Source organism: Burkholderia pyrrocinia (genome assembly GCF_018417535.1).
Taxonomy (GTDB): Bacteria; Pseudomonadota; Gammaproteobacteria; order Burkholderiales; family Burkholderiaceae; genus Burkholderia; species Burkholderia pyrrocinia_E.
In genome coordinates this window covers 868,463-886,749 of sequence record NZ_CP070978.1, presented here as the reverse complement: position 1 = coordinate 886,749, position 18,287 = coordinate 868,463, and the positions used below count along the sequence as shown (strand labels likewise).

Genomic DNA, 18,287 nt, shown 5'->3' with positions numbered 1-18,287 from the left:
ACCAGTATCGCCGCGCAAATGCCCATCACGCTTGAGTCGTATCGCGGAGCAAAATGACGAAATCGGCACAGTGGCCGGCGGGGGCGCGAAGGGCGCCTCGCACTATGCCGATTTCGTCGTCGTCCTCATCGAAAAGCCACAAGCGGACGGACGCGCGACAGAGGAAGCTATGCTCCTTTCCCCACTTCGGACGGCTCATGATGAAGCGTATCCAGATCATCGATTCGCACACGGGCGGCGAACCCACTCGGCTCGTCGTGTCCGGTTTCCCCCCGCTCGGCAGCGGCACGATGGCCGAGCGCCGCGACGTGCTCGCACGCGAGCACGACCGTTATCGCACCGCGTGCATCCTCGAGCCGCGCGGCAGCGACGTGCTGGTCGGCGCGCTGCTGTGCGAACCCGTGTCGCCCGACGCGGCGGCCGGCGTGATCTTCTTCAACAATAGCGGCTATCTCGGGATGTGCGGGCACGGCACGATCGGCGTCGTGCGCACGCTGCATCACATGGGGCGCATCCGGCCCGGCGTGCACCGGATCGAAACGCCCGTCGGCACCGTCGAGGCGACGCTGCACGACGACCTGTCGGTCAGCGTGCGCAACGTGCCCGCGTATCGCCACGCGCAGGGCGTCGCGGTCGACGTGCCGGGTTACGGCCCCGTGAAGGGCGACATCGCGTGGGGCGGCAACTGGTTCTTCCTGATCAGCGACCACGGGCAGCGCATCGCCGGCGACAACGTCGCGGCGCTCACCGCGTATGCGTCGGCCGTGCGCGAAGGGCTCGAACGCGCGGGTGTCACCGGCGCGAACGGCGGCGAGATCGACCATATCGAGTTGTTCGCCGACGATGCCGAACACGACAGCCGCAGCTTCGTGCTGTGCCCGGGCCTGGCATACGACCGTTCGCCGTGCGGCACCGGCACGAGCGCGAAGCTCGCGTGCCTCGCGGCCGACGGCAAGCTCGCGCCGGGCGCCGTGTGGCGGCAGGCCAGCGTGATCGGCAGCGTGTTCCACGCGAGCTACGAGCAGGCCGACGGCGGCATCGTGCCGACGATTCGCGGCAGCGCGCACCTGAGCGCGGAAGCGACGCTGCTGATCGAGGAAGACGATCCGTTCGGCTGGGGCATCGCGCCGTGAGCGACGCAAGTACCGACGTCGTCGTGATCGGTGCAGGCATCGTCGGCGCGGCGTGCGCGCACGAACTCGCGCAGCGCGGGCTGCGCGTGCTCGTCGTCGACGACGCGAGCGGCGGCGCAACCGGCGCGGGGATGGGCCACCTCGTCGCGATGGACGACAACGCGGCCGAGCTCGCGCTGAGCCATTACTCGATCGAACTGTGGCGCGCGTTGAGCGGCGAGATGCCGGAAGGCTGCGCGTACCGCAACTGCGGCACGCTATGGCTCGCGGCCGATGCGCACGAGATGGATCTCGCGCGCGCGAAGCAGGCGACGCTTGCCGCGCACGGCGTGGCCGGCGAGCTGATCGACGCGGCGACGCTCGCGCAACTGGAGCCGATGCTGCGCGCAGGGCTCGGCGGCGCGCTGAAGATTCCCGGCGACGCGATCCTCTATGCGCCCGTCACCGCGAACTGGCTGCTGCAGCGTGCCCCGCGCATCACGTTGCGTTGCGACCGGGCGGTGGCGGTCGATGGCCCGAGCGTGACGCTCGCGAGCGGCGACACGCTGCGCGCGGAGCGCGTGGTCGTCGCGAACGGCGTCGCGGCGCGCACGCTGCTGCCCGAACTGCCGCTGCGCCCGAAAAAGGGCCACCTGCTGATTACCGACCGCTATCCGGGCCAGGTGTCGCACCAGCTCGTCGAGCTCGGTTATGCGGCGAGCGCGCATGCGAGCGACGGCACGTCGGTCGCGTTCAACGTGCAGCCGCGGCCGACCGGCCAGTTGCTGATCGGCTCGTCGCGCCAGTTCGACACCGAAGACGCGCGCGTCGAGCCGCCCGTGCTCGCGCGGATGCTGCGCCGCGCGGTTGGCTACCTGCCGGATCTGGCCGACCTGAACGGGATCCGTTCATGGACAGGGTTCCGTTCCGCGAGCCCCGACGGCCTGCCGCTGCTCGGCGAGCACCCGGCGCGGCCGGGCGTGTGGCTCGCGGTCGGGCACGAAGGGCTCGGCGTGACGACCGCGCCGGGCAGTGCGCGGCTCGTCGCCGCGCAGATGGCCGGCGAACGGCCGCCCATCGATATCGAACCGTATTTGCCGGGACGCTTCCTGACCGCGTCCCCTGTAGCCGGAGCGCTGACATGATCATTCATCTGGACGGCCGCGCGCTGACGGTGGCCGACGGCGCGACCGTCGCGGCCGCCGTCGCGGCGAGCGGCGACGACACGACGCGCGTGTCGTGCACGGGCGCGGCGCGTGCGCCGTTTTGCGGAATGGGCATCTGCCAGGAGTGCCGGATGACGATCGACGGCCGCCGCCGGCTGGCTTGCCAGACGCTGTGCCGCGACGGGATGCAGGTGGAGCGGACGCGATGAAACAGGAACGACTGAGCGTCGACGTCGCGATCGTCGGGGCTGGCCCGGCCGGGCTGTCGGCGGCGCGGGCCGCCGCAAAAAGCGGTGCAACGGTTGCAATCGTCGACGACAACCCGCGCGCGGGCGGGCAGATCTGGCGGCAAAGCGCAGCGGCCACGCCGACGCCGGCTGCCGCCGAACGCCTCGCCGTACTGCAGCAGCCGAACGTCACGCACCTTGCAGCGACGCGCATCGTCGCCGAAACGCAGCCGGGCACGCTGCTGCTCGAGGACGACGAACGCGGGCTGCTGCTCGATTTCCGGACGCTGATTCTCTGCTGCGGCGCACGCGAGCTGCTGCTGCCGTTCCCGGGCTGGACCCTGCCGGGCGTCACCGGCGCAGGCGGCTTGCAGGCGCTGATCAAGTACGGCCTCGACGTGCGCGGGCAGCGCACGGTGATCGCGGGCAGCGGGCCGCTGCTGCTGGCGAGTGCGGCGACGGCCCGTCAGGCCGGCGCGCGCGTGTCGCACGTGCTCGAACAGGCCGCGTGGGGCGACGTGGCCGGCTTCGGCGCGGGGCTGTGGCGCTGGCCGTCGAAGCTCGCGCAGGCCGCGAAGCTCGTCTTGGCCGCCTATCGGCCCGATGCGCACGTCGTCGAGGCGTTCGGCGACAAGCGGCTCGAACGCGTGCGGATCCGCCTCGGCGATCGCGAGTTCGACGTCGACTGCGACCGGCTCGCGTGCGGCTTCGGCCTCGTGCCGAACACCGTGCTGCCGAGCCATCTCGGCTGCCGGATCGAGAACGGCGCGGTGGCGGTCGATGCGCACCAGCGTACGAGCCGCGACGGGTACTTCGCGGCCGGCGAGTGCACGGGCGTCGGCGGCAGCGAGCTGGCGATGGTCGAAGGCGAAATCGCCGGTCATGCGGCGACCGGGCAGACGGCGCCGTTGGCCGCGCTCGTCGCTCGTCGCGCGCACTGGCAGGCTTTTGCCGATGCCGTACGCGAGCGTTTCGCGATCCGCGAACCGATCCGTCGGCTCGCGCGGCCCGATACGCTGCTGTGCCGCTGCGAGGATGTGCGCTTCGACGCGGTCGCACGCGAGCCGGGCTGGACGGCCGCGAAGCTGCAGTCGCGCTGCGGGATGGGCGCGTGCCAGGGCCGCGTGTGCGGCGCGGCCGCGCAGACGCTGTTCGGCTGGACGCCGCCCGTGCCGCGCACGCCGCTCGTGCCCGCGCGGGTCGGCACGCTGATGCTCGACGGCACGGCATCCTGCGACGGCGCGTGACGCGTCGCGGTGAAGCGGCCCGGTCGACACCGGGCCGCGCCATTCACTCCACCTTTACTTTCTCCCATCCGCCGACCTGAGGCGCCGCACAGGCGCGCAGGCACTCGATCGTCGCGGCCACGGCCGCGCGATTCGCGCTGTCGGGGTGCCAGTACATCGACACCGCGCCCTGGCCTTCGAGCTCCATCGGCAGGATGCGGATCGCGTTCAGTTGCGCGAAACGCTGCGCGGCGCGGTGCGACGCGACGCCAAGCAGGTCGGTGTTGTTCAGCAGCGTGAGGTTGAGGATCGACGAATTCGATTCGACGCAGTGCGGCGGCCGCACGCGGCCGGCGGCCGTCAGCGCGGCCTCCAGCGCGTTGTGCACGGGCGTGCCAGCCGGCCATACGATCCACGAATAGGCGAGCACGTCGTCCCAGCCGACCGAAGCCGCACCGGCGAGCGCGTGGCCGGGCCGCGCGACGAACACGACCGGATCGACATACAGCGCTTCGGCCTGCAGGTGCGGATCGACGGACGTCGAACCCGAGCGGCCCACGACGATGTCCAGTTCGCTGCGCGCAAGCTGCGGCATCAACTGGTTCATCGTGCTTTCGGTGAGCCGGACCTGCGCGCGCGGCATCCGTTTCAGCAACTGCGACACCGCGAGCGGCACCGTGTCGGCCGCCGCGACACCCGACGTGCCGATCGTCACGAGGCCGCTGCCGCCTTCGCGCAGCGCGGCCATGTCGTCGCGCGCGGCGTCGAGCTGCGCGTCGACGCGGCGCGCGTGCTCGATCAGCGCTTCGCCGTAGGGCGTCGGCCGCAGGCCGCGCGCATGCCGCTCGAACAGCGGCAACCCGACATCCTCCTCCAGTTCCTTCAGCCATTTCGACAGCGCGGGCTGCGTGGTCGCAAGCGCCACGGCCGACTGGCTCAGGTTGCCGGTGCCCGCAAGGCTCAGCAGTATCTGCAGATGCCGCAGTCGCAGCCGGTGAGTCCAGTCCATCGCATGCCTCGTCGCGAAAAGGTATATCCAGAATCATATGGATCAGATGATTTGACCATTTTACCGGGTATGGCTGCGTCGAATATAAATCGGCTAACGGACTGCAACACGATTCCCGACCTGACCCGACACAGCGCCGACGCCGATCGGCCGACTCCAAGGAGACATCATGACGACCCGCCATCCGGACGTGCCGCGCGCCGCCTACTACGCAAGGATCGCCGAGCAGCGCCTGGCGCCGTTGTGGGAATCGCTGCACAACCTCGTGCCGAAATCCCCGCAGCCGGCCGCGCAGGCCGCGATCTGGAAGTACGCGCAGGTGCGCGATCTCGTGATGCAGGCCGGCAGCGTGATCAGCGCGGAAGAGGCCGTGCGCCGCGTGCTGGTGCTGGAGAACCCGGGGCTGCCCGGCAAGTCGAGCATGACGCCGAGCCTGTACGCGGGCCTGCAGTTGATCCTGCCGGGCGAGATCGCGCCGAGCCATCGGCATACGCAGTCGGCGCTGCGCTTCATCGTCGAAGGGCGCGGCGCGTGGACGGCGGTGAACGGCGAGCGCACGACGATGCATCCGGGCGACTTCATCATCACGCCGTCGTGGGCGTGGCACGACCACGGCAACCCGTCGGAGGAAGAGGGCGGCGAGCCGGTCGTGTGGCTCGACGGGCTCGACATTCCGCTCGTCGCGAGCCTCGACGCGGGCTTCGCGGAGAACTACCCGGAAGCCGTGCAACCCGTGAGCCGCCCGGAAGGCGACAGCTTCGCGCGCTTCGGTCACAACATGGTGCCGGTGCGGCATCGCGCCAGCGATCCGACGTCGCCGGTGTTCAGCTATCCGTATGCGCGCACCCGCGAAGCGCTCGACACGCTGTACCGGAGCGGCGAGCTCGATGCGTGGGACGGCGTGAAGCTGCGCTACGTGAACCCCGCGACGGGCGGCTGGCCGATGCCGACGATCGCGACCTTCATGCAATTCCTGCCCGCCGGGTTCGACGGCCGCACGTACCGCAGCACCGACGCGACGATCTACTGCGTCGTCGAAGGCAGCGGCACCGCACATATCGGCGGCGACGCCTTCGCGTTCGAGCCGCACGACATCTTCGTCGCGCCGTCATGGGCGCCCGTGCGGCTGTCGGCGGCGTCCGACAGCGTGCTGTTCAGCTATTCCGACCGGCCCGTGCTGTCCGCGCTGAACCTGTTGCGCGAAGCGCGCGACTGACGCCTGCCGGTTTCATCGATCCGTTTCCCGTGCGCCGCCGCGCGGCGCGCGTCCCTTCGTTCATGCCTACGCTGGAGCCGTTCATGACTTTCGTTTTCCCGCCCGAAGCGCCCGTGGCGCTGCCCGTCGCCGGCAGCGACGCCCGGTTCGCGGTACGCCGCGTCTATTGCGTCGGCCGCAACTACGCGGCCCACGCGCGCGAAATGGGCTTCGATCCCGATCGCGAGCCGCCGTTCTTTTTCTGCAAGCCGGCCGATTCGGTCGTGCCGGTCGCGTACGGCGAAACGCTCGACCTCGCGTATCCGTCGCAGACGCAGAACTACCACTACGAAGCCGAACTCGTCGCGGTGATCGGCAAGGGCGGCGCCGACATCCCGCTCGAGCGCGCGCTCGAACACGTGTGGGGCTACGCGGTCGGCCTCGACATGACGCGCCGCGACCTGCAGATGAAGATGCGCGAGATGGGCCGGCCGTGGGAGATCGGCAAGGCGTTCGACCGCTCGGCGCCGGTCGGGCCCGTGCATCCGGCGAGCGAAGCCGGTCATTTCGAGCAGGGCGGGCTGTGGCTGACCGTCAACGGCGCGACGAAGCAGAAGAGCGACGTGTCGCACCTGATCTGGTCGGTCGCGGAGACGGTTGCCGACCTGTCGAAGTTCTTCCGCCTCGAACCGGGCGACGTGATCTTCACGGGCACGCCCGAGGGGGTCGGCGCGGTGGTCGCGGGCGACGTGATGAAGGTCGGCGTCGAGCGGCTCGGCGAACTGACCGTGCGCGTGGTCTGACGCGTTTTCCTCGAAAGGTCACATCGTGCAACTGCATAGCTTCTTCAACAGTTCGACGTCCTATCGGGTGCGCATCGCGCTCGCGCTGAAAGGGCTGCCGTACGACACGCTGCCCGTGAACATCCGCACCGGCGAGCATCGCGATGCCGGTTACGTCGCGCAGGTGAACCCGTCGGCGTCGGTGCCGGCGCTGGTCGACGGCGATTTCCGTCTCGGCCAGTCGCTCGCGATTCTCGATTACCTCGACCAGATCCATCCGGAACCGCGGCTGATTCCGCTCGAGCCGCGCCGTCGTGCGCGCGTGCTGGAACTGGCGGCGCTGATCGCATGCGACATCCATCCCGTCAACAACCTGCGCGTGCTGCGCTATCTCGACAGCGAGCTGAAGGTCGCGCCGCAGCAGAAGACCGCGTGGTACCGGCACTGGGTCGCGGAAGGGATGGCAGGCGTCGAGCGGCTGCTGGCCCGCGCGGACGAGGGCCCGTGGTGCTTCGGCGACGCGCCGACGCTGGCCGACGTGTGCCTCGTGCCGCAGGTCGCGAACGCGTTGCGGATGGATTGCGACCTGAGCGCGTATCCGCGTTGCCTCGCGGTTCATGAACACGCACGGCGCGAGCCGGCTTTCGAGGCTGCGCAGCCGCAGCGCCAACCGGATTACGTCGCGTAACACGACGCAGGAGACAGACATGAGAGAGACAAACAACAATGGCCGGCGCGTACTCGTGATCGGCGGCGGTATCGGCGGGCTCGCGGTGGCACTTGCGCTCGCGCGCCAGGGCATCCGCGTGAAGCTGCTCGAACAGGCCGGGCAGATCGGCGAGATCGGTGCAGGGATCCAGCTGGCCGCGAACGCGTTCAACGCACTCGATGCGTTGGGCGTCGGCGAGGCCGCACGCGGCCGCGCGGTGTTCACCGACTGGTTGCAACTGATGGACGCGGTCGATGCGCGCGAGGTCGTGCGCATCGATACGGGCGCCGCGTACCGCGAGCGTTTCGGCAATCCGTATGCGGTGATCCATCGCGCGGACATTCACCTGTCGATCTACGAGGCGGTCAAGGATCACCCGCTGATCGAATTCCGGACGAGCACGCAGGTGTGCGGGTTCGAGCAGGACGGTAACGGCGTGACCGTGACCGACCAGCACGGCGAACGCCATCGCGCCGATGCGGTGATCGGCTGCGACGGCGTGAAGTCCGTGATCCGTCAGGCGCTGGTCGGCGACGTGCATCGCGTGACAGGGCACGTCGTATATCGCGCGGTGGTCGACGCCGACAACATGCCGGAGGACCTGCGGATCAACGCGCCGGTCGTGTGGGCCGGCCCGCATTGTCATCTCGTCCACTATCCGCTGCGCGGCGGGCGGCAATACAACCTCGTCGTCACGTTCCACAGCCGCGAGCAGGAGACCTGGGGCGTGCGCGAGGGCAGCAAGGAGGAAGTGCTGTCGTACTTCGACGGCGTCCATCCGTTGCCGAAGCAGATGCTCGACCGGCCGACGTCGTGGAAGCGCTGGGCGACCGCCGACCGCGATCCGGTCGAACGCTGGAGCGCAGGCCGCGCGACGGTGCTCGGCGACGCCGCGCATCCAATGACGCAATACCTCGCGCAGGGCGCGTGCCAGGCGCTCGAAGATGCGGTGACGCTCGGTGCGGCAGTCGCGCAGGCAGACGGCGATTTCGAGGCCGCGTTCGCGCTGTACGAACGCGTGCGGATTCCGCGCACCGCGCGCGTGCTGTATTCGGCACGAGAGATGGGGCGGATCTATCACGCGAAGGGTGTCGAGCGGCAGGTACGCAACGGGCTCTGGGCCGGGCGCTCGCAGGCGCAGTTCTACGACGCGCTCGACTGGCTGCACGGCTGGCGCGCGGAGGATTGCCTGAAGCCCGTCGCGTAACGCACGCTTTCAGCCCGATTCCGGCGGCGCGTATTTCAACGACACGACGCGCGACCGCCTTCATGGAGGAGACACCATCATGGCCGATACGCTGTCCATCGACGTCAGCAAATGGATCGACCGGCATCGCGTTGCGCCGTTCCAGGCCGCGATCGTCGTACTGTGCTTTCTGATCGTCGCGATCGACGGGTTCGACACCGCGTCGATCGGTTTCATCGCGCCCGTCATCCGCGCGGAATGGAGCTTGTCGCCCGCGCAGCTCGCGCCCGTGTTCGGTGCGGGGCTGGCCGGGCTGATGGTCGGCGCGCTCGTGTTCGGGCCGTTCGGCGACCGGTTCGGCCGCAAGCGTCTGCTGCTCGCGTGCGTGGCGTGCTTCGGCATTGCGAGCGCGGCGTCGGCGAGTGCGGGCGGTTTGACCGAGCTGATCGCGTGGCGCTTCGTGACCGGGCTCGGGCTCGGCGGCGCGATGCCGAATGCGATCACGCTGACGTCCGAGTACTGTCCGGCGCGGCGCCGCTCGCTGCTCGTGACGACGATGTTCTGCGGCTTCACGATCGGTTCCGCGCTCGGCGGGCTCGCGGCTGCGTCGCTGATCGAGCATCACGGCTGGCGCGCGGTGCTCGTCGTCGGCGGCGCCGCGCCGCTGCTGCTCCTGCCGGTGCTCGCGTGGCGGCTGCCGGAATCGGTGCGCTATCTCGTCACCACCGGGGCGGCACCCGAGCGGATCGCGGCGATGCTCGGCCGGATCGCGCCGGATCCGCATCTCGCGAACGCATCGTTCATCGCGCCCGCCGGCAAGCCGGCCGGGTCGCCGCTCGGCCGCCTGTTCGGCGCCGACCTGCTGCGCGGCACGCTGCTGCTGTGGCTCACGTTCTTCATGAGCCTGCTCGTGATCTACCTGCTGTCGAGCTGGCTGCCGACGCTGCTGCGCACGACCGGCGCGACGCTGCAGACGGCCGCGCGCGTGACCGCGATGTTCCAGGTCGGCGGCACGCTCGGCGCGATCGTGCTCGGCTGGCTGATGGACCGCTTCGACCCGCACCGCGTGCTGGCCTGCAGCTATGCGACGGCCGGCGTATTCGTCGCGGCGATCGGCGTGTGTGCCGCGACGTCGTGGGGCGCCGCGCTCGCCGTGTTCGCGGCCGGTTTCTGCGTGTCGGGCTCGCAGGTGGGTGCGAACGCGCTGTCGGCCGCGTTCTATCCGACCGAGTGCCGGACCACGGGCGTGAGCTGGGCGAACGGGATCGGCCGCGGCGGGTCGGTGGTCGGCTCGATGGCGGGTGGCGCGATGCTGGCGATGGGCGTGCCGCTGTCGACCGCGTTTGCCGTCGTCGCGGCGCCGTGCGTGATCGCGGCGATTGCCGTGCTGGCGCTCGGCGTGGTTCGCGCCGATGCGGCGCGTGCGTCGAGTGCCGACGGGATCGCGGGCGAGCAAGCCTGAGCGCAGGAACGCACAAGACTATCGGTTTGCGACAGCGTGAATCAATATTATATAAATTGATATAATATTGAATCTTTAATTGTGTTGTCCTGCCGCGATGAACGACGATCTTCCCGCCGGGCTGCCCGAGCCCGACCAGATGCGCGCAGCCGCCGAATCGGCCTGCGTGCTTCTCAAGGTGTTGTCGAATCCCGACCGGCTGCTGCTGCTCTGCGAACTGTCGCAGGGCGAGCGCTGCGTGAGCGATCTCGAGACGAGGCTGGACATCCGCCAGCCGACGCTGTCGCAGCAGCTCGGCGTGTTGCGGGACAACGCGCTGGTCCGCACGCGCCGCGAAGGCAAGAACATCCACTATTCGCTCGACAGCCCGGCCGTGATCGCGGTGATGGGCGTGCTGTACGAACAGTTCTGCGGCCCGGCCGCGCAGGGGACGCGCGATGCAGCTTGATGCGCTTCATTTCACGCCGTGGCTGTCGCTGGCCGGCGGCGTGCTGATCGGGCTTGCGGCCGCGTGGCTCGTCGCGTTCAACGGCCGGATTGCCGGTATCAGCGGCATCGTCGGTGGCTTGTTCACGGCGGGTGCAGGGGAGCGCGACTGGCGCGTCGCGTTCGTCGCCGGGATGATCGCCGCGCCGATTGCGATGCGCGTCGCCGGAGCGGGCCTGACGCCACAGGTCGACGCAAGTTGGCAGGAGCTGCTGGCGGCCGGCCTGCTGGTCGGGATCGGCACACGATACGCGGGCGGATGCACGAGCGGCCACGGTGTGTGCGGGATGTCGCGCGGCGCACTGCGTTCGATGGTCGCGACCGCGACTTTCATGATCGCGGGCTTCGTGACCGTATTCGTGCGGCAGCACGTGCCGGGAGGCTGACATGCAGGCAGGATTCGCGTTTCTGGCGGGGCTGCTGTTCGGTGTCGGCCTCATCGTGTCGGGCATGGCCAATCCGCAGAAGGTGCTCGGCTTTCTCGACCTGGCGGGCCGCTGGGATCCGTCGCTCGCGTTCGTGATGGCCGGCGCGACGGGCGTGGCCGTGTTCGCGTTCGCGTGGGCGAAACGCCGGACGCGGTCGTGGCTCGGCTTGCCGATGCAGTTGCCGGCCCTGCGGGCGATCACCGTGCGCCTGGTCGCCGGAAGCGCCGTGTTCGGTATCGGCTGGGGGCTGGCCGGGTTCTGCCCGGGGCCCGCGATCGTATCGATCGGCTTCGGGTCGGCCAAGGGGATCGGGTTCGTCGTCGCGATGCTGGCCGGGATGGCGATATTCGAGTGGGTCGAGCGTCGCAGGAGCAGGAGCGCGCGGTGACGCGATGGCCGCCGCATGCCAATCAGGCCGCGGCTGTCGAGGCTGCCTACCCGGATGAGGGCGGCTGGAACGGAGCGCGTTTGCTCGTTGCCGCGACGCCGCGGCGGCTGCGTAAGCACCACGGCGGCCGGACGCTACCATGTCAGCGGCCGGCCGAGTGCGAGGCGAGGTGCTGGCGGATCAACGACAGGTAACGATCGCCAACCGAGAAATCGCGTGCGACGCGCGGCCGTTCGGCCTGGCGCAGCGTGGCCGGCGCGCTCATGCCCAGATACCGGCAGATGGCCGACGGAAACGGCTTGCGTGTATGCCCGAGCTGGCGCGCCGCGCGCTCGACGCGGGCGTCGCCGACCTGGGCACGAAGCCACGCCAGTACTTGGCGATCGGTGTCGTTGACGATACGGACCAGATGTTCCATCGCGCACCCCACTGTTCATAAATACAGTACTGTAAATATAACCAGTGTTTGCGGCGACCGCAAGCGGGCGCGCTTGCGGCTGGCCGTTCGGCCAGGGTCAGCGCGCCGGCGCGGCGGTTCGGCGGTCCGACAATCCGGTGACCCGGGCGGCGGGGGCAGCGGCGGCGGGAGTGGCGATGCCCGTATGGCGCGCGTCGGTCAGCGTGCCGAGGAACGCGACGATGTCGTCGATTTCCGCGTCGGTCAGCGCGGGCGGCGTGCCGGGCCGGCGGTTCATCGGCGTCGAGTTGACGTTGATGTTGCCGCGGTAGGCGGCCGGCACGTCGTCGAAGGTCCTGGCGCCGTGATACCAGAAGCGGGGGTCGGTCGAGCGCGTGTTGTAGAACGCGACCGCGTCGCGCAGCGTCGTGAACACGCCGTTGTGCATGAACGTCTGCTTGACCGCGACGTTGCGCAGCCCCGGCGTACGCAGGTAGCCGCACCATTGCGTCGGCTCGGGCCAGCGCAGCCGCCGCGCGGTATCGCACAGCCCGTTGTCGAAATGGCGCGGATCGCGGTTCGCCGGCAGCGCGCGGTTGCGCGGCACGGCGATCGCGTCATAGCCGAAATCGGTGAAGAGCGAGCGCTCCGGGCGGCTCGACGTGTCCGACAGCGTATGGCACGTCATGCAGTTGCCCTTGTCCGGATTCCGGAACAGCGCGAGGCCGCGCATCTCGGCCGGCGCGAGCGGCTGGCGGGTGCGCAGGAATGCGTCGAAGCGCGACGTGAACGGCGCCATCTCGTCGCTCTGCAGATAGGCCTCGACGGCCGAACCCAGCGCGCGCACGAGTTGTTCGGGATCGCGTCGCACCGGCGCACCGAAACGCGCGGCGAGATCCGGCGCGAGTTCGGTCGCATCGACCTTGCGCAGCAGCGCGGCCGGCGACCGGTTGTTCATCTCGTTCGGATCGAACAGCGGCCCGCGGATCTGCTCGGCGAGCGTATCCGCTCGGCCATCGCTGAACAGGCCGCCGAACGGCGACGGCGCGGGCGCATCGTCGTCCTGGTAGAAGTGGCGGCGCGGCACATAGCGCACATAGAGCAGCGACGGCGCATTGCGCCGGCTGAAGCGCCCGGGCCGGCTGCCTTCCGGCACGCCGGGCCCAGCGAGCGAAGCCGCCGACAGCGTCGGCGCGAACGCACGGCCCGGATCGTGGCAGCCCGCGCACGACATGCCGCGCGGCTCGGACAGCCGCGGGTCGAAGAAGATCCGGCGGCCGAGGGCGACGAGCGTCGGGTCGGGCGCGAAGCGCGCAGTGGCCGCGTCGATCTTGCCCGCCACCTGCGGCGTGCCGTTGCCGATCGTGTCGACGACGCGAGACGGCGGCGCGCCGGGGAGCAGGACCGTTTCGGACGGCGCGGCGTGCGCAGCGTGCACCACCAGCGCCAGGCCGGCGAGCACGGCCGCGGCAAGCGTGTGCCGCGTTTGCCGGCCGCGCGCAACGCGGCCGTCACATCGAACCTCTTCGCTCACGGCGCAATGAACCCCGTCTTGTCGCAGGCGAGCGTCGTGCCCGACTGGTTGCACGACGCGAGCAGCTTGCCTGCCGCCGAATATGCATGGAACACCCAGCCCGTCGCCGGCGCCGCGCGGCGTTCCATGATCAGGAAGCCGAAGCTGTTGTTGTGCGACAGCCGCTCGATCACGGCGCCCGGTGCGGGCGTCAGGCCGGCCGGGAATGGGTCGGGCAGTGCGACGTCGAGGTTGTCGCCGCCGTTGCCCGACACGATCGTCGCCGGGTGCCCGGATGAGAAGTTGATCGCCTGGAAATCGTGCACGTGACCGTGCAGCGCGACGTGCACGCCCGGCGGGTAGTACGCCTGCGCGTTGAGGCTCGACATCACTGACTGCAGCGCGAGGTTGCCCGGCGCGGGCGTGCTGCCGGCGATCGGCGCGAACGCGAGGATCGGATGATGGTTCGTGAAGATCGTCGTCGTCATGCCGGCCTTCGACGCGAGCACGGCCACCGTCTGGAACTGCTTCTGGTAGATGCCGAATTGCGCGTCGGTCGTCTTGAGCGGCGTGCGGCCGACCTTCGCGGTGTCGAACACGATCACCTGCGAGCCGCCGCCGAGCGACACCGCATAGGGTTCCGAATAGTTCGCGTTGTTGTCGTTGGCCGGATCGTCGCACGAACGCGCGGCCGAATACGGGCGCGGATCGAGGAAGCGGAACCAGCCCTGGCCCCCGCGCGCGCATTCCTCGTGGTTGCCGCGCACGACGACCCACGGCGCCTTCGCGAGCAACGGCGCGGCGGGGCGGAACAGGTCGGCCTGCCACGTATCCCAGCCATAGCCCCACGGGCTGTCCTTGCAGCCGGCGATGTCCGGCGGGCAGGCGTTCTCGCGATAGTGGTAGTCGCCCACATGCATGACCAGGTCCGGCGACAGCTTCGCGACGCTGGCCGCGATCGTGTCGAACGGCCAGACCGTCGCGTCGTTGCACGCCTGCCATGCGTTGTCGGCCTTCTTCATCCGGCAGCCGGTGTCGGCGATGATCGCAATGCGCTGCGGCTGCGCTTTCGGCAGCGGCAGCGTGCGGCCCGCGACGCTCGCCGCCTGTGCGTCGGCCGGCAACGTCGTTTCGCAGACGGAGACCGGGAAGCTCGACGGCTTGGAATCGGCCGGATCGCTGGCGGTCGGCCGCTGGGCCAGGGTCGCGGCGCCGGCGCGCAGCGTCATGCGCGACAGCTTGCCGTCGACGGTCAGTTGCGGGCACAGCGGATCGCTGGCCGACGCTGGGGTGTAGTTTGTGATGACGCGCGCGATTGCCTGGTTCGCGTCGCCGATCTCGACCCACGCGGACTGCACGTTGATCGCCGCACTGGCCGGATCGGCCGGCGTATCGATGTGATTCGAGCACGCGGACAGTGCGGCGAGGGCAACAAGGGGAGCGCAGCGCGCGAGCAGTGCGCGCGGGAGGAGTCGTCGCATGGGAGGCACCGTAGGAAAGTCGTCAACGATACGCAGCGCGAATGTAAGAAATATGAAAAGCCGGAGCGCGACGGGGTGCTCGTCTACGCGCCGGGTTTCGCGGCCGGAACCTTGACCTCAAGCCGGCTTGAAGCAGCACAGTGTGCTTCATGATCAACGAACCAGAAAGGGAATCGACGATGGAAACCAACCGGCCCAACGACGAACAATCCGCGCTGTGGAACGGCCCGTCGGGGCGTGCATGGGTCGATGCGCAAGCGCTGATCGACCGGATGTTCGAGCCGTTCGAGACGCTGCTCGCCGATGCGGCGGCCGCGTCGTCCGCGCGCAGCGTGCTCGACGTCGGCTGCGGCACGGGCGCGGTCACGCTCGCGATCGCACGGCGGCTCGGCGCGAATGCGCAATGCACGGGCATCGATATTTCGGCCAGGATGATCGATGCCGCGCAGGCGCGCGCCGAACGCAGCGGTGTTCATGCCCGCTTCGTGCGAGCGGATGTGCAGACGCATGCATTCGAGCCCGCGAGCGTCGACCTGATCGTGTCGCGCATGGGCGTGATGTTCTTCGACGATCCGGTCCGGGCCTTCGCGAATCTGCGGCACGCGGCGCGGCCGGACGCGCGGATGCGGTTCGTCGCGTGGCGCAGTGCGGCCGACAACCCGTTCATGACGACGGCCGAGCGGGCTGCCGCGCCGGTGCTGCCGAACCTGCCCGCGCGGCGTCCCGGCGCGCCGGGGCAGTTCGCGTTCGGCGACCGGCAGCGGATTGCGTCGGTGCTGTCGGACAGCGGCTGGGCCGACATTGCGATCGAGCCGGTCGAGATGGCGTGCGCGTTGCCCGAGCCCGCGCTGAACGACTACATCGCGCGGCTGGGCCCGGTCGGGCTCGCGTTGCTGGAGACGGACGACGCGACGCGACGGCGCGTGGTCGATACGGTGCGCGCCGCGTTCGAGCGTTACGTGCACGGCGCGGAGGTGCGCTTCGACGCGGCATGCTGGCTCGTGACGGCGCGCGCGCCTTCCGCGTAACGCATTGCGATAAAAGCGGATCAAGAAAGGGCCGCCTGCTGGCCATGCGCATTGCTGTTCGCGCACGACGAAACCGGGCCACGTGACGTGCGCGTGTCAGCGTTTCCGCGCGCGCAGCATCAGCCACGCGCAACCTCCGGCAACCAGCGCGAGACCGAGCAGGACGGCCTCGACGCCGAGCGCGAAACCGGGCGGCATTTCACCGCTGTTCGGCGCGGGTGACAGGTTGCCGCCCATCGTGATGGCGCCGCCGGCCAGCAGCGCCATGCAGACGATCCAGTAGAGCTTGCCGCGCGGCGCCGCGGCCCGGATCCGCCACAGCGCGATGCCGGCTCCGCCGAGATAGAGCACGGCGAGCGTGCCGAGTGCGACGAGGTCGGCGGCGCGGCTTTGCAGAAGCCCGCTCATCGTGTGGCTCCGTTGAACGTGCCGGACCGGCGCGGCGCAGAAAAGGCTGCGGCGTATGCGCTCATTCGGCCTCCGTCGCATGCCCCGGCGCGCGGCTCAGCAGATGCGTGCGCTTGTCGGCCGCGAGCGACACATAGCGTTCGTACTGCCGCAGCACGTCGGCGATCACTTCGTCGCCGCGCAGGTATTCGACGTCGTACCCGAGTCGCCCGTCCTCGAAGAACGTGACGATCCCGTACAAGTGCGTACGCGCCGCTTCCGGCTCGGCCGCCTCGCGCACCAGGAACGCGGCCGCGGATTTCACCGTCACGCGCACGCCGTACACGAAATCGCGATGCTCGGCGGTCGGCACGGTGAGCCGCACGGCGTCGTCGCTGTCGCGCTGCACATGCGCATCGACGCCGCTCGCGCGCAATTCGTCGGCGACCTTGCGCAGCGCAGGCTCGACCGTCCCGGCGACGAACTGGCGCGCCTCGGCCTCGGTCGTCTGCCGCAGGATGTGCGTCAGGCGGTGGCGCCAGTGCTGGCCGGTCCAGAAGCTCGTCGCGGGCGCGACGTCCTGCGAATAGTGCGCGCGGTCGGCCGCGAGCCCGCGCCACAGCCCGTAGCAGAGCGCGAGCATGATGATGGCGACCGGCAACGCGGCGATCAGCGTCATCGCCTGCAGCGCGCCGAGCCCGCCGGCGACCAGCAGCACCGCGGCCGTCACGCCGAGCAGCGCGGCCCAGAACAGCCGTTGCCAGACGGGCGAGTGCGCGTTGCCGCGCGTTGCGATCTGGTCGATCACGAACGCGCCCGAATCGGCGGACGTGACGAAGAACACCGCGATCAGCACGATCGCGACGATCGACAGCAGGTGCGGCAGCGGCAGGAAATCGAAGAAGCGGAACAGCAACGCGTCGACGTTGGTGGCCGTCTGCGCGAGCGCGCCGGCCGCGCCGTGCGTGTCGAGCCAGATCGCGCTGTTGCCGAACACGGTCATCCACACGAGGTTGAACGCGGTCGGCACGAGCAGCACGCCGATCACGAACTGGCGGATCGTGCGGCCGCGCGAGATGCGCGCAATGAACATGCCGACGAACGGCGACCACGATATCCACCACGCCCAGTAGAGGATCGTCCAGCCGCCGAACCAGCCTTCCTCGCGCGGAGACGCGTACGCGTACGTGCGGAACGACAGGTCGACGAGACTCGACAGGTACTGGCCGATGTTGTCGCCGAGCGCGCGCAGCAGGAAGGCGGTCGGGCCTGCGACGGCCACGAACGCGAGCAGCAGGAACGCGAGCAGCAGGTTCAGCTCGGACAGCCGCCGCACGCCCTTGTCGAGGCCGCTTGCGGCCGACAGCCCTGCGAGGATCACGACGAGCGCGACGAGCCCGATGCGAAACGCATTGCTGCCCGTGTCCCAGCCGGCGACCGTATGCAGGCCCGCGCTGATCTGCATCACCCCGTAGCCGAGCGTCGTCGCGATGCCGGCGACGGTGCCGACCAGCGCGAACGCGTCGACCGTGTGGCCGATCCAGCCGTTGATGCGCTCGCGCAGCACCGGATACAGCCCCGAGCGCAACGTCAGCGGCAGGTTGTAGCGAAAGCCGAAGTACGCGAGCACGAGCCCCATCAGCCCGTAGATCGCCCACGCATGGAAGCCCCAGTGGAAGAAGGTCATCAGCATCGCCTCGCGCGCGGCGGCGGGCGTGCCGGGGTCGACGGTCGGCGGTTTCAGGAAGTGCTGCATCGGCTCGCCGACGCCGAAGTACATGAGCCCGATGCCCATGCCGGCCGCGAACAGCATCGCCGTCCACGATACGAAGCTGAATTCGGGTTCGGCGTCGTCGGGGCCGAGGCGGATGTTGCCGAAGTCGCTGGCGGCGATCAGCACGAGAAACACGAGGAAGCCGGTGACGGCCAGCACGTAGAACCAGTCGAAGCGCGCGATGACCCATTGCTGGCCGGCGGAGAACAGCGCGCCGGCTTCGCTCGGGACTAGCGCGCACACGGCGAGCAGCGCGCCGATCACCGCGAGCGCGGGCAGGACGACCTGCGGCTTGAATGTCGTGCGGGGCGAGGGACGGGAATCTGGCATG

General features: G+C 69.7%; 19 protein-coding genes. 13 read left to right on the top strand and 6 right to left on the bottom strand.

Features of this window, described 5'->3' with window-relative positions; translation table 11 throughout:
* The first annotated feature begins 200 nt into the window (after positions 1 to 200).
* From JYG32_RS22070 to JYG32_RS22055, 4 genes are read left to right on the top strand one after another with little or no spacing between them, the layout of a single operon-like run.
* Entirely contained in the window at positions 201 to 1,133 is a 933-nt protein-coding gene (locus JYG32_RS22070) for a 4-hydroxyproline epimerase (RefSeq protein ID WP_213267441.1), read from the top strand.
* Positions 1,130 to 2,257: an NAD(P)/FAD-dependent oxidoreductase gene (locus tag JYG32_RS22065; protein WP_213266967.1), complete on the top strand. Its 1,128-nt coding sequence runs from the start codon at positions 1,130 to 1,132 to the stop codon at positions 2,255 to 2,257. The genes JYG32_RS22070 and JYG32_RS22065 overlap by 4 nt, the downstream gene beginning before the upstream one ends.
* Positions 2,254 to 2,487: a 2Fe-2S iron-sulfur cluster-binding protein gene (locus JYG32_RS22060; protein WP_012338331.1), complete on the top strand. Its 234-nt coding sequence runs from the start codon at positions 2,254 to 2,256 to the stop codon at positions 2,485 to 2,487. The genes JYG32_RS22065 and JYG32_RS22060 overlap by 4 nt, the downstream gene beginning before the upstream one ends.
* A complete protein-coding gene (locus tag JYG32_RS22055) occupies positions 2,484 to 3,752 on the top strand; it encodes an NAD(P)/FAD-dependent oxidoreductase (protein ID WP_213266966.1) in 1,269 nt (422 codons plus the stop codon). Before JYG32_RS22060 ends, JYG32_RS22055 begins: the two co-directional genes overlap by 4 nt.
* A 43-nt stretch (positions 3,753 to 3,795) precedes the next feature.
* Here JYG32_RS22055 and JYG32_RS22050 read toward each other — a convergent pair whose 3' ends face one another.
* A complete protein-coding gene (locus JYG32_RS22050; RefSeq protein ID WP_213266965.1) occupies positions 3,796 to 4,740 on the bottom strand; it encodes a LysR family transcriptional regulator in 945 nt (314 codons plus the stop codon).
* Positions 4,741 to 4,909: 169 nt separating this feature from the next.
* On the opposite strand from JYG32_RS22050, the gene gtdA reads away from it, so the two are divergent.
* The 8 genes from gtdA to JYG32_RS22010 all read left to right on the top strand — a co-directional run bounded on the left by gtdA (position 4,910) and on the right by JYG32_RS22010 (position 11,376).
* Positions 4,910 to 5,956, top strand: coding sequence for a gentisate 1,2-dioxygenase (gene gtdA / locus JYG32_RS22045; RefSeq protein WP_213266964.1), 1,047 nt, complete (start codon positions 4,910 to 4,912; stop codon positions 5,954 to 5,956).
* 83 nt (positions 5,957 to 6,039) lie between these two features.
* A complete protein-coding gene (locus tag JYG32_RS22040) occupies positions 6,040 to 6,738 on the top strand; it encodes a fumarylacetoacetate hydrolase family protein (RefSeq protein WP_174382303.1) in 699 nt (232 codons plus the stop codon).
* Positions 6,739 to 6,763: 25 nt separating this feature from the next.
* Complete coding sequence (maiA, locus tag JYG32_RS22035) at positions 6,764 to 7,405, top strand: maleylacetoacetate isomerase (RefSeq protein WP_213266963.1); 642 nt, start codon at positions 6,764 to 6,766, stop codon at positions 7,403 to 7,405.
* A gap of 19 nt (positions 7,406 to 7,424) precedes the next feature.
* Complete coding sequence (locus JYG32_RS22030; RefSeq protein WP_213266962.1) at positions 7,425 to 8,633, top strand: 3-hydroxybenzoate 6-monooxygenase; 1,209 nt, start codon at positions 7,425 to 7,427, stop codon at positions 8,631 to 8,633.
* Positions 8,634 to 8,712: 79 nt separating this feature from the next.
* Positions 8,713 to 10,074 carry an MFS transporter gene (locus JYG32_RS22025; RefSeq protein ID WP_213266961.1) on the top strand — a complete coding sequence of 454 codons (1,362 nt, stop codon included), beginning with the start codon at positions 8,713 to 8,715 and terminating at the stop codon, positions 10,072 to 10,074.
* Between the two features lie 97 nt (positions 10,075 to 10,171).
* Positions 10,172 to 10,522 (top strand): ArsR/SmtB family transcription factor, encoded by a 351-nt coding sequence (locus JYG32_RS22020; RefSeq protein ID WP_213266960.1) that lies wholly within the window; start codon positions 10,172 to 10,174, stop codon positions 10,520 to 10,522.
* Entirely contained in the window at positions 10,512 to 10,946 is a 435-nt protein-coding gene (locus JYG32_RS22015) for a YeeE/YedE family protein (protein ID WP_213266959.1), read from the top strand. Before JYG32_RS22020 ends, JYG32_RS22015 begins: the two co-directional genes overlap by 11 nt.
* A 1-nt stretch (position 10,947) precedes the next feature.
* A complete protein-coding gene (locus JYG32_RS22010; RefSeq protein WP_213266958.1) occupies positions 10,948 to 11,376 on the top strand; it encodes a DUF6691 family protein in 429 nt (142 codons plus the stop codon).
* A gap of 142 nt (positions 11,377 to 11,518) precedes the next feature.
* Here JYG32_RS22010 and JYG32_RS22005 read toward each other — a convergent pair whose 3' ends face one another.
* From JYG32_RS22005 to JYG32_RS21995, 3 genes are all read right to left on the bottom strand, one after another.
* Complete coding sequence (locus JYG32_RS22005; protein ID WP_174382310.1) at positions 11,519 to 11,794, bottom strand: hypothetical protein; 276 nt, start codon at positions 11,792 to 11,794, stop codon at positions 11,519 to 11,521.
* A 97-nt stretch (positions 11,795 to 11,891) separates the two neighbouring features.
* A complete protein-coding gene (locus JYG32_RS22000) occupies positions 11,892 to 13,307 on the bottom strand; it encodes a cytochrome-c peroxidase (protein ID WP_213266957.1) in 1,416 nt (471 codons plus the stop codon).
* Positions 13,304 to 14,767 carry a metallophosphoesterase gene (locus tag JYG32_RS21995; protein WP_174382312.1) on the bottom strand — a complete coding sequence of 488 codons (1,464 nt, stop codon included), beginning with the start codon at positions 14,765 to 14,767 and terminating at the stop codon, positions 13,304 to 13,306. The genes JYG32_RS22000 and JYG32_RS21995 overlap by 4 nt, the downstream gene beginning before the upstream one ends.
* A gap of 179 nt (positions 14,768 to 14,946) precedes the next feature.
* Here JYG32_RS21995 and JYG32_RS21990 point away from each other — a divergent pair, with 179 nt between their 5' ends.
* Positions 14,947 to 15,795: a class I SAM-dependent methyltransferase gene (locus tag JYG32_RS21990; RefSeq protein WP_213266956.1), complete on the top strand. Its 849-nt coding sequence runs from the start codon at positions 14,947 to 14,949 to the stop codon at positions 15,793 to 15,795.
* A 96-nt stretch (positions 15,796 to 15,891) separates the two neighbouring features.
* Here JYG32_RS21990 and JYG32_RS21985 read toward each other — a convergent pair whose 3' ends face one another.
* The gene (locus tag JYG32_RS21985; protein WP_174382314.1) at positions 15,892 to 16,203 is read right to left on the bottom strand and encodes a hypothetical protein; all 312 of its coding nucleotides are present in this window, start codon (positions 16,201 to 16,203) and stop codon (positions 15,892 to 15,894) included.
* 61 nt (positions 16,204 to 16,264) lie between these two features.
* Positions 16,265 to 18,286 carry a BCCT family transporter gene (locus JYG32_RS21980; RefSeq protein WP_174382315.1) on the bottom strand — a complete coding sequence of 674 codons (2,022 nt, stop codon included), beginning with the start codon at positions 18,284 to 18,286 and terminating at the stop codon, positions 16,265 to 16,267.
* Position 18,287 lies beyond the last annotated feature (1 nt).